The organism is Roseovarius sp., assembly GCF_018066915.1.
Lineage (GTDB): Bacteria > Pseudomonadota > Alphaproteobacteria > Rhodobacterales > Rhodobacteraceae > Roseovarius.
On the sequence record NZ_JAGPVV010000158.1, the window covers coordinates 1 to 11,007 of the forward strand.

Genomic DNA, 11,007 nt, shown 5'->3' on the forward strand with positions numbered 1-11,007 from the left:
GGTCGAGGTGATCTTTTCGCTCTTCGCCTCGGTGCTCTTCTTTGGCGAGCGGATTACCCGGCGCGAAGGCTGGGGCATCGCGCTCATCACGCTCTCGGTGATTGCGGTGGTGGCGCTTAGATAGAAGGGACAAGAGAGCAAGCACACGGAATTACCAATCACCAAAGCGCGGAATCAAGGCACCGCAGGCACCGCCGCGCAGCGCCCGACCGCCCCCTCGGGCGGGCGCTTTTGCAACGTCGCAACATACTGATATCAAGTACGTATTATGCAGGCATAAAGTGCCAGCCTATAAGGTTGCAGCGCCCACCCGGCGGTCGGGCACCGCACGGCTCAGGGCTTCAATCCATACCCCTAGCCTCCGGTCGCCGCCCCCTTCAGCCGCAAGAACAAGCTCTCTTCGTCGTCATTGCGAAAGAACGGCACCGACTCGGGCGGATTGCGGTCATGCGCCCGCGCCGTCACTTCGGCCAAGACCACCTCGGTGATGAACGGAAGGTCAAACGCGCGCGCCTCTTCCAGCGGGATCCACTGCAAATGGCTCAATTCCTCGCAGGCGGCGGAAAAATCATCCGGGTCCCCGGCCAAGGCCTCGGCATGCACCAGAAAGAACCGCGCATCAAACCGGCGCGGACGCCCCGGCGGCGTGATGGCACGGAACACGAATTGCAGCGGATCGGCCACCGGCACCAGACCGCGCGCGGCAAAACCCGCCCAATCGCCGGGCACTGCCCCCGGCCAGGCACCGGGCATGCCCAACGCCAGCCCGGTTTCCTCCCACAATTCCCGAATGGCGGCGGCGGCAATCGCATGGCTCAGATCGCGGTCACAATCCTCGGTCAGGCGTGTGGCACAGAGCGGCGGCAGAGGCCGCGCCAGCGGAATATCCGCATCGCCCGCATCCACCGCCCCACCGGGAAAGACGAACTTGTTCGGCATGAACGCCGCCTCGGCCCCGCGCTGCCCCATAAGCACATGCGGGCGCCCAGGGTCGCGCAATACGATCACGGTCGCGGCGTCGCGAATGGCGGTCTTGTCTATAACGGTCATGCCTGCCCCTTTGTGGCGGGGCTAGTGGCTCTCTTTGAACCCATGCATCAGCCGCGCCCATTGAAAGGCCACGATGGCCCCCTTCAACCGGGGCAAAAGGTAGAGCGAGAGCGCGATGGTGCCAATAGCGAATATCGTAAAGAGCACCAGAGGCTCGGGCCGAAACTGCACAAACGCAATATGCAGGAGCGGCGCCATCAGATGCCCCACAATCAGAATCGTCAGATACGCCGGACCATCATCGGCGCGCGCATGGCTCAGATCCTCGCGGCACACGGGGCAGGTATCGCGCAGCTTGAGATAGCTGCTGAGAATCGGACCGCTGCCGCAATTCGGACATTTGCGCGCGAAACCCCGGCGCAGCGCGGGCCAGAGGGCACGGTCGGTATGAACAACGGTCGTATCGCGCATGATGGCCTCGCTTAGCGTTTGCGCAAACATGGCGCATGCGGGACATAGAGGAAAGGTGACAGACCGTCCTTGCGGCGCGATGTCGCAAAGACGGCCCCGCCCCTGCAAATAATTTCATCACCCGCGACGGAGCGGCCAGCCCCCCGCGTTAGAGACCTTAGAAACGCCCCGAAGAGCGGGGGGCTTCGCGAGATCACTTCAAATCCCCAAGGGAGATATCACGATGAACAAGACAGCTCTGATGGTAGGCCTGACAGCCGCAATTCTGGCCGGTGGGCTGAGCGTGGCACAGGCCGACAGCCACAAAGGCAAGATGGGCAAAGGCATGGGCATGCAGCACAGCTTTGAAGACCTGGACGCCGACGCCGATGGCAAGATCACACCCGAGGAAATGACCGCCCATATGCAGGCGCGGTTCGAGGGGGCCGACACCGATGGCGATGGCGCGCTCTCCAAGGATGAATTGGTCACACGCATGACCGAGCGTCAGGCCGAGCGCATGGCCGCCTATGCCGATCACATGATCGAGCGGCATGATGCCAACAGCGATGGCAAGCTCAGCCCCGACGAAATGCAGGCCCGCAACAAGGGCAAGATGTTCGAAAAGATCGACGCCGATGGCGACGGGGCGATTTCCAAGGAAGAATTCTCGGAAATGCGCGGCAAGCATGGCCAGCATCACGGCATGATGAAGGACAAGAAGGCAAGCGAGTGACCGACCTCGGCGCGGGGGCACCCCCGCGCCGGGCCTCTGGTCAGAGGCCGGTCTCAAGGATACGCTAGAGGGCGATGCGCATGCCATTCGACGCCATGGAGGACCTGCCCGACGACGCGCTCTTGGCGCGTTTCGCTGGTGGCGATGCTGTGGCTGCGCGCCTCCTCACGCTGCGCCTCACACCGCGCGTGATGGCCCATGCCTACCGCCTCTTGGGCAACCGCACCGAGGCCGAGGATGTGACGCAAGAGGCGCTCTTGCGGCTCTGGCGGCAGGCCCCCGATTGGCGGCCCGGCGAGGCCAAGGTCAGCACATGGCTTTACCGGGTGGTGGCCAATCTCTGCATCGACCGGCGCAGACGGGCGCGCGGTGGCTCCGTGCCGCTTGACGCCATCCCCGAGCCCGAGGATGGACAGGCCAGCGCCGCCGAACGGATGCAGGACCGCGCCCGCGCCGACGCACTGCAATCCGCGCTGGATCAGTTGCCGGAACGGCAACGGCAAGCGGTGGTTCTGCGCCACATCGAAGGGTTGGCGAACCCCGAAATCGCCGACATCATGGACGTGACCGTCGAGGCGGTCGAAAGTCTGACCTCACGCGGCAAGCGCGCGCTCAGCGCGCTTCTGGCGGGGCGACAAGAGGAGTTGGGATATGCCGATGAGCGATAAGGATCAGGATATTGGCGGGCTTGGCGCGTTCTTTGACGCCGCCCGCGCCCATCCGCCCGCGCCTTCGGCGGATCTTCTGGCGCGCGTGCTCAGCGATGCCGAGACCGAACAGGTCTGGATCACACGTCGCGCGCAGGCCGCCGCAGAGGCCCCGCGCACGAGCCTTCTCGAACAGCTCTATCGCCTCTTGGGTGGTTGGCCTGCGATGGCGGGGCTGACAACGGCGGTGGTGGCCGGCGTCTGGATCGGCACCGCAATTCCTGCGGGCGTGTCGGGCAGCGCCGAGGCGGCCTATCTGGTCGATATCACACCCGAAGCGGTGTTTGAACTGGCAGGGGATTTCTGATGGCAGAGCAACAGAGCACGAGCCGACCCAAACCTTGGGTGCGGGCGCTTCTGGTGGCCTCTCTGGCGCTCAACCTCGCGGTGGCGGGGTTGGCAGTGGGCTGGGCGCTGCGCCATGGCGGCGATCACGCGGGCCATCACCCCTCGCGGCTCGACATGGTCGGGGGGCCGCTCACCCGCGCGCTCTCGGATGCGGACCGCCGCGCCATCAGCCGCGCGATGCGGGACGCATGGCGCGACCGTGCGGATACCGCCCCCAGCATCGGCGAGAGTTTCGATGCGCTTGTAATCGAATTGCGCGCCGTGCCGTTTGATGCAGGCCGGGTGGCAGCGCAGATGCGCAGCCAGCGCGATGGCTTTGCCGCGCGGTTCGAAATGGGCCAAGAGGTGCTCTTGACGCATCTCGCCGCCATGTCCGATGCCGACCGCGCCGCCTATGCCGACCGGCTCGCGGCGCAGATCGCCGAGTATCGCGCCAAGCGCGAGAAACACATGAAGGACTGACACCCCCTAGCCCCGCCGCAATGCGCGCGGCGTGGTGCCATATTGCCGCCGCAGCGCACGGGTCAGCGCCGCAGGCGATTCGTAGCCCGAGCGCAGCGCAATCTCCGCCATACCCAGCCGCGTATTCTCGACCAGCTTGCGCGCGGCTGCCAATCGCAGATGGCGATAGACCGCCCCCGGCGGCGCGCCAAGGCCCGCCCGGAACCGCCGATCCAACGTGCGCGGCTGGCACGACAACCGCCGCGCCAGATCGCTCAGCGACAGCGGCCGCTCGACATGATCGCGCATCAGCCCCAGCGCCCGACGTACCAGCGGATCCCCCACAGCCTCACCGTCGCGCGCTGGCACCACAGGCGGATCGCCATGCAGAAACAGCGCCTCGACATCCAGCCGCACCGCCATCCCCAGATGATCGCTGATCAGCCCCAGCGTGAGATCAAGCGCCGACATCGCCCCCGCGCAGGTCATCCGCGCCCCATCGCGCAGCACCCGCGCGCGTTCCGGCGTGACCGCCAGAAACCGCTCTGTAAAGGCATCGAGCAGGTCCCAATGGACCGTCGCCCGCCGCCCATCCAACAGCCCCGCAGAGGCCAAGAGCCATGGCCCGGTATCCAGCCCCACCGTCACCCCCGCCCGCCGCGCCGCCGCTTGCAGCGCGCGCCGGGTGGCGGCGGTGTCATGCCGGTCATGATCGTAACTCGCCAGCACAAAGAGGTAATCGCAGGATGTCAGCGCCCCCAAACCACCATGCGCCAAAACCTCGATCCCGCTGGACGAGCGCGCAGGCCCCCCATCAAGCGTGAGGATCTGCCAGTCAAACCCACGGCCCGGCCCCAGCGTATTGGCGGCGCGCAACGGCTCCAGACAATTGGCAAGGCACAGGTTCGAGAACCTGTCAAAGAGCAGGAGCGCGATGCGCACCGGGGCACCAGATGATTTTGTCCATTGCGGCATGATTATTGTCTTATAGCGCACACTCAATCCGTCTGCCAGCACGCTAGGCTCAGGCCAACAGCGAAACCGGAGGATGCCATGCCGCTCACCATGAACCGCGAGGTTTTCATCACCTGTGCCGTCACCGGATCAGGGGCCACGCAGGACAAAAGCCCGCATGTCCCCCGCTCGCCCAAAGAGATTGCCGAGAGCGCGATTGCCGCCGCCAAGGCAGGCGCCGCCGTGGTGCATTGCCATGTGCGCGATCCCGAAACCGGCGCGCCCTCTCGCGATCTCAGGCTCTTTCGCGAGTTGACCGACCGCATCCGCGACAGCGACACCGATGTTGTGCTGAACCTGACGGCGGGCATGGGCGGCGACATGATCTTTGGCGGTGTCGAATCCCCCCTGCCCCTCTCGCCCAAAGGCACCGACATGGCGGGTGCGACCGAGCGCGTGGCCCATGTCGCCGAATGTCTGCCCGAGATTTGCACGCTCGACTGCGGCACAATGAATTTCGCCGAGGCCGATTATGTCATGACCAACACCCCCGGCATGTTGCAGGCCATGGGCCGGATGATGACCGAACTGGGTGTGAAACCGGAAATCGAGGCGTTTGACACCGGCCATCTCTGGTATGCCAAGCAATTGGTCAAGGATGGTATTCTGGAACCCGATGCGCTGGTGCAGCTTTGCATGGGCGTGCCATGGGGCGCGCCGGACGATCTCAACACCTTCATGGCGATGGTCAACAACGTGCCAGAGAATTGGACCTTTTCCGCCTTTTCGCTGGGCCGCCACCAGATGCCCTATGTCGCGGCCTCGGTTCTGGCGGGCGGGCATGTGCGCGTGGGGCTCGAGGATAACCTCATGCTCGACCGCGGCGTGCTGGCCACCAATGCAAAACTGGTCGAGCGGGCAAAGGGCATCATCGAGGGCTTGGGTGCGCGCCTCATGACCCCCGCCGAAGTGCGCCAGAAACTGCGCCTCACCAAACGGGCCCCGCGCGGATGAGCCAGCGCGTCGTGATCACCGGCGGCGCGTCGGGGATCGGGCGGCGCTTGGCCGAACGCTTTGCCGCGCGCGGCGACCGGGTGGCGATTTGCGATGCAGATGGCGCGGCGGTGGCCCGGATGCAGGCCGACCATCCCGCCATGATCGCACATCAGGCCGATGTGACCGACGAGGCGCAGATGTCCGCCTTTCTCGGCCATGTCGAGGCCACATGGGGCGGGGCCGATGTGCTCTGCGCCAATGCCGGCACCGGCGGCCCCGCAGGCCGGATCGAGGAGATGGACTATACCGCTTGGCAGGCCTGCGTCGGCGTCAACCTCTTTGGCGCCTTCCTCGCCTGTCGTTGGGCGGCACGGGTGATGCGCGCGCAAGGCGCGGGGCTGATCCTGATCACCACCTCCACCTCTGGCCTCTACGGCGTGCCCTACCGCACGCCCTATGTGGCCGCCAAATGGGGGCTGGTGGGGCTGACCAAGACGCTCGCGATGGAGCTTGGCCCCGCAGGCGTGCGCGTCAACGCAATTGCCCCCGGCGCGGTCGAAGGCCCGCGGATGGAGCGTGTCGTGGAAATGGAGGCCCGCGCCTCTGGCCGCACCGAAGATGAGGTGCGCCACCTCTATGCGCAGGGCACCAGCCTGCGCACATGGGTCACGGCGGATGATCTGGCGGATATGGCGCTATTCCTCGCCTCCCCCGCCGCAAGCAAGGTAACGGGCCAGATACTGGCCGTGGACGGACATACGGAGAGCATGGTTTAATGACGAGAACAGCAGCAATCATCGGCGGTGGCGTGATCGGCGGCGGATGGGCCGCGCGCTTTCTTCTCAACGGCTGGGATGTGCGGGTGTTCGACCCCGACCCCGAGGCCGCGCGCAAAATCGACGCGGTGCTGGCCAACGCCCGCCACGCCCTGCCCATGCTCTATGACGTGGCGCTGCCCCCAGAGGGCAAACTCAGCTTTCATTCCACCATGTCCGAAACCGTCATGGGCGCGGACTGGATTCAGGAAAGCGTGCCCGAGCGGCTGGAACTCAAACGCAAGGTTTTCCAGACCCTGCAAGAACATTGCGATGCAGGTGCGATCATCGGCTCCTCCACCTCCGGCTTCAAACCCTCGGAATTGCAGGGCTGCGCCACCCGGCCCGAACAGATCGTCGTGACCCATCCGTTCAATCCGGTCTATCTCTTGCCACTGATCGAACTGGTCACAACCGAGAAAAACACCACCACCCTCATCGCGCGGGCAAAGGATATTCTCACCTCGCTTGGCCATTTTCCCCTGCATGTGCAAAAGGAAATCGACGCCCATATCGCGGATCGCTTTCTCGAGGCGGTGTGGCGCGAGGCGCTCTGGCTCATCAAGGACGGCATCGCCACCACCGAGGAAATCGACAACGCCATCCGCTACGGCTTTGGCCTGCGCTGGGGGCAGATGGGCCTGTTCGAAACCTACCGTATTGCAGGCGGCGAGGCGGGGATGAAGCATTTCATCGACCAGTTCGGCCCCTGTCTGCAATGGCCTTGGACCAAGCTCATGGATGTGCCGGAACTGACCGAGGAACTGGCCCAGATGATCGCCGATCAGTCGGATGCGCAGTCGGGTCATTTGTCGATCCGCGAACTCGAACGCAAACGCGACAACAACCTTGTCGCCATGCTGCGCGCCCTGCGCCAACAGGGCAATGCGGCGGGACGGCTGATCAACGAGCATCAGGCAACGATCACCGCCCCGCTCAGCGACGGTACGCCCATACTCAGTGCCCGCCGCGTGATCCCGGCGGATTGGACCGATTACAACGGCCATATGAACGAGGGGCGCTTTGGCCAGCTTTTCAGCGACGCCGCCGACGCGGTCATGACCCATGTCGGCGCCGATGCTGCGTATATCGCGGGCGGTCTCAGCTATTTCACGGTCGAGAACACCATCAGCTTTCTGGCCGAGGCACATGCTGGCGAATACGTCCTCGTCGAGACGCGCGTGACCCAAGGCGAGGGCAAGAAACTCCGCTGTTTCCATGAGATGAAGCGCGAAAGCGATGGCGCGCTTCTGGCCACCTCCGACCAGTTCATGCTGCATGTCGACCTCAAATCCCGCAAATCCTGCGCTCCGCGCGCCGATGTGCTGGCGCGGGTCGAGGCGCTTGCCAAGCTGCACAAGGAGGCGTGAGATGCACTTCGGACTGACCGACGAGCAAGAGATGATCGTCTCTACCGTGCGCAGCTTTGTCGAGAACGAGATCTACCCGCATGAGACCCTTGTCGAGCGCACCGGCGAGGTGCCCCCCGAAGTGGCGCAAGCCATCAAGCAAAAAACCATCGACCTTGGCTTTTACGCCTGCAACTTTCCCGAATCCGTCGGCGGCGCGGGGCTCAGCCATCTCGAATTCGCCCTTGTCGAGCGCGAATTGGGGCGCGCCTCCATGGCGCTCACGCATTTCTTTGGGCGGCCGCAGAATATCCTGATGGCTTGTCAGGGCGAACAGATCGAACGCTACCTGCGCCCCGCCGTGCGCGGCGAGCGGATGGATGCCCTCGCCATGACCGAACCGGGGGCGGGATCGGATGTGCGCGGCATGAAATGCAGCGCCCGCCGCGACGGCGGCGATTGGGTGCTCAATGGCACCAAGCATTTCATCTCTGGCGCCGATCACGCCGATTTCGTGATCGTCTTTGTCGCCACCGGCGAGGATCAGACCGACAAGGGCCCGAAAAAGCGCATCACCACCTTCCTCGTGGATCGCGGCACGCCGGGCTTCACCATCCGCGACGGCTATAGATCCGTGAGCCATCGCGGCTACAAGAACATGGTGCTCGAATTCGACGACTGCCGCCTGCCCGATGCCCAGGTGCTGGGCGAGGTTGACGGCGGGTTTGCGGTGATGAACGACTGGCTCTATGCCACGCGGATCACCGTGGCGACCATGGCCGTGGGCCGCGCGCGCCGCTGCTTTGATCACGCCCTGCGCTACGCGGCAGAGCGGGAACAATTCGGGCAGGCGATTGGCAAATTCCAAGGCGTCAGCTTTCAACTTGCCGACATGATCACCGAGATTGACGCCGCCGACCTTCTGACCCTCAACGCCGCCTGGCGGCTCGATCAGGGCCTGCCTGCCAACCGCGAGATCGCCAGCGCCAAGCTCTACGCCAGCGAAATGCTGGCCCGCGTCACCGACGCCACGCTGCAAATCCATGGCGGCATGGGGCTGATGGACGACCTGCCGATCGAGCGGTTCTGGCGCGACGCACGGGTCGAGCGTATCTGGGACGGCACATCGGAAATCCAGCGCCACATCATCAGCCGCGAGATGCTGCGGCCCTTGGGGGCATAGAGTTTTGATGCCTCCGGCGGGGATATTTACAGCAAGAAGAAAGGGGGAGACCGGCACCCGGCCATCCCCCCGAAAAAAGGACACTGCCCTTCTCCTTGCACGGTCATCGGCGTCCCCGCCTGTACCGTGGGACCAGATTAGCCGCGCACGGTTAACAAACCGTTATGGCCGCTTCTTCTTGCCAGAAATATCCCCGCCGGAGGCATCCGACCTCTTTGCCCAAGGCCAGCCCGATGCGTGACCTCTCCCGCCTCCTCCGCCCCGCCTCCATCGCCGTGATCGGCGGCGGCACATGGTGCGCCAATCTCATCCGGCAATGCGCCGGCATGGGCTTTGCCGGCCCGGTCTGGCCGGTGCATCCCACCAAGCCCGAAATCGGCGGCACCCGCGCCTATCCCTCACTTGAGGCGTTGCCCGGCGTGCCTGATGCGGTCTTTGTCGGCGTCAACCGCGCGGCCACGATCGCCACCGTGGCAGAGCTGCGCGCGATGGGCGCAGGCGGTGCGGTCTGCTTTGCCGCAGGCTTTCTCGAGGCCGAGGCCGAGCTGGGCGACGGCGCGGCCATGCAGGCGCGGCTCCTGGAGGCCGCAGGCGATATGCCCATCATCGGCCCCAATTGCTATGGCTTCGTCAATTATCTCGACGGCGCGCTCCTCTGGCCTGACCAGCATGGCGGGCAGCGCTGCAAGAGAGGTGTAGCGATCCTCACGCAAAGCTCGAACATCGCCATAAACCTCAGCATGCAGGCGCGCGGCCTGCCGATTGCTTACCTCATGACAGCGGGCAATCAGGCGCAGCTTGGCCTTGCCGATCTTGGCCGCGCGCTGCTTGAGGATGCCCGCGTCACCGCTCTTGGCCTGCATATCGAAGGGGTGGGCGATCTGCGCGGCTTTGAGGCGCTAGGGAACGCCGCGCGCGCGGCGGGAAAGCCCATCGTCGCCCTCAAATCCGGCCGCTCGGAACAGGCGCGCGCCGCCACGCAATCGCATACGGCCTCTTTGGCGGGGAGCGGCGCAGGGGCGTCTGCGCTCTTGGCGCGGCTGGGTATCGCGCAGGTCACATCCCTGCCGCAGATGCTGGAAACCCTGAAACTTCTGCATTTCGCGGGCCCCCTGCCCGGCAATGCCTTGGTCTCGATTTCCTGCTCGGGCGGCGAGGCGAGCCTGATGGCCGACACAGCCCTTGATCACACGATCACCCTGCCGCCGCTCACGCCCCTTCAGGCCAGCGCCCTGCGCGCCGCACTCGGGCCTCGGGTGGCACTGGCCAACCCGCTCGATTACCACACCTTCATCTGGGGCGACGTGCCCGCCATGGCCGCAACCTTTGCCGCAGCCCTTGATGGTCCTGCCGATATCGGTGTGCTGATCGCCGATTTCCCGCGCCCCGATCGCTGCGATCCCGCGGCTTGGGACTGTATATTCGAGGCAGGGGCAGAGGCCCAACGCCGGGTGGGCAAACCGCTCGCTCTGATCGCCACCCTGCCCGATTGCCTGTCCGAGGCTGTGGCAGACCGCGCCATCACTAGTGGTTTGATCCCACTCTCGGGGCTGGATGATGGCCTCAGCGCCATTGCCCACGCTGCGTGGTTGGGACAGGCACGCGCCACATCGGCCCCCCTGCTCCTGCCCGGAACGCCCGCGCAGCCCCATACCCTGACCGAGGCCGAGGCCAAGGCAGCGCTCGCCGCCCATGGGCTGCGCATCCCACAGGCGCGCCGTGCAACCTCTGCCGCGGAACTCGCGGCGATCCTCACCGCCATGCCCCTGCCCTTGGTGATCAAGGCCGAGGGGCTGGCGCACAAGACCGAGGCAGGCGGCGTGGTGTTTCTGCGCCATGCCGCCAACCTCCCTGAGGCTCAGGCCAAGGCAATGGCCATGCCCTGTCAAAGCTGGCTCATCGAAGAGATGATCGAGGGCACGATTGCCGAACTGCTGATCGGCGTGCTGCGCGATCCGGCGCATGGTTTTGTACTGACCCTTGGCGCCGGTGGCACCCTCACCGAGATCCTTCGCGATACTGTCACGCTGCTTTTGCC

12 protein-coding genes and 1 pseudogene are annotated in these 11,007 nt (G+C 65.1%); 10 read left to right on the forward strand and 3 right to left on the reverse strand.

Annotation, left to right across the window (positions count from 1 at the left end; translation table 11 throughout):
* Positions 1-124 (forward strand): annotated as a pseudogene (locus KBT70_RS08425) (EamA/RhaT family transporter); the annotation flags it as partial.
* Between the two features lie 230 nt (positions 125-354).
* Here KBT70_RS08425 and KBT70_RS08430 read toward each other — a convergent pair.
* Positions 355-1,050: an NUDIX hydrolase gene (locus tag KBT70_RS08430; RefSeq protein WP_296631204.1), complete on the reverse strand. Its 696-nt coding sequence runs from the start codon at positions 1,048-1,050 to the stop codon at positions 355-357.
* A 21-nt stretch (positions 1,051-1,071) separates the two neighbouring features.
* On the reverse strand, positions 1,072-1,461 hold the full coding sequence (locus KBT70_RS08435; RefSeq protein ID WP_296631207.1) for a DUF983 domain-containing protein: 390 nt from the start codon (positions 1,459-1,461) through the stop codon (positions 1,072-1,074).
* 223 nt (positions 1,462-1,684) lie between these two features.
* On the opposite strand from KBT70_RS08435, the gene KBT70_RS08440 reads away from it, so the two are divergent.
* The 4 genes from KBT70_RS08440 (at position 1,685) to KBT70_RS08455 (ending at position 3,693) form a co-directional block, all read left to right on the forward strand.
* Positions 1,685-2,176, forward strand: coding sequence for an EF-hand domain-containing protein (locus KBT70_RS08440; protein ID WP_296631210.1), 492 nt, complete (start codon positions 1,685-1,687; stop codon positions 2,174-2,176).
* Positions 2,177-2,250: 74 nt separating this feature from the next.
* Complete coding sequence (locus tag KBT70_RS08445; protein ID WP_296631213.1) at positions 2,251-2,844, forward strand: RNA polymerase sigma factor; 594 nt, start codon at positions 2,251-2,253, stop codon at positions 2,842-2,844.
* Positions 2,828-3,190, forward strand: a complete 363-nt coding sequence (locus KBT70_RS08450; protein ID WP_296631216.1) for a hypothetical protein — start codon at positions 2,828-2,830, stop codon at positions 3,188-3,190. The genes KBT70_RS08445 and KBT70_RS08450 overlap by 17 nt, the downstream gene beginning before the upstream one ends.
* A complete protein-coding gene (locus KBT70_RS08455) occupies positions 3,190-3,693 on the forward strand; it encodes a periplasmic heavy metal sensor (RefSeq protein ID WP_296631219.1) in 504 nt (167 codons plus the stop codon). The genes KBT70_RS08450 and KBT70_RS08455 overlap by 1 nt, the downstream gene beginning before the upstream one ends.
* Before the next feature lie 6 nt (positions 3,694-3,699).
* On the opposite strand, the gene KBT70_RS08460 is transcribed toward KBT70_RS08455, so the two are convergent.
* A complete protein-coding gene (locus KBT70_RS08460; protein ID WP_296631222.1) occupies positions 3,700-4,647 on the reverse strand; it encodes a GlxA family transcriptional regulator in 948 nt (315 codons plus the stop codon).
* A 78-nt stretch (positions 4,648-4,725) separates the two neighbouring features.
* Here KBT70_RS08460 and KBT70_RS08465 point away from each other — a divergent pair, with 78 nt between their 5' ends.
* From KBT70_RS08465 to KBT70_RS08485, 5 genes are all read left to right on the forward strand, one after another.
* Positions 4,726-5,640, forward strand: a complete 915-nt coding sequence (locus KBT70_RS08465) for a 3-keto-5-aminohexanoate cleavage protein (protein ID WP_296631224.1) — start codon at positions 4,726-4,728, stop codon at positions 5,638-5,640.
* Entirely contained in the window at positions 5,637-6,398 is a 762-nt protein-coding gene (locus tag KBT70_RS08470; RefSeq protein ID WP_296631227.1) for an SDR family oxidoreductase, read from the forward strand. Before KBT70_RS08465 ends, KBT70_RS08470 begins: the two co-directional genes overlap by 4 nt.
* On the forward strand, positions 6,398-7,807 hold the full coding sequence (locus KBT70_RS08475; protein ID WP_296631229.1) for a carnitine 3-dehydrogenase: 1,410 nt from the start codon (positions 6,398-6,400) through the stop codon (positions 7,805-7,807). The genes KBT70_RS08470 and KBT70_RS08475 overlap by 1 nt, the downstream gene beginning before the upstream one ends.
* Position 7,808: 1 nt before the next feature.
* Positions 7,809-8,969, forward strand: a complete 1,161-nt coding sequence (locus tag KBT70_RS08480; RefSeq protein WP_296631232.1) for an acyl-CoA dehydrogenase family protein — start codon at positions 7,809-7,811, stop codon at positions 8,967-8,969.
* 233 nt (positions 8,970-9,202) lie between these two features.
* Positions 9,203-11,007 (forward strand): acetate--CoA ligase family protein (locus tag KBT70_RS08485; protein WP_296631236.1); only part of this gene is annotated, 1,805 nt, incomplete at its 3' end.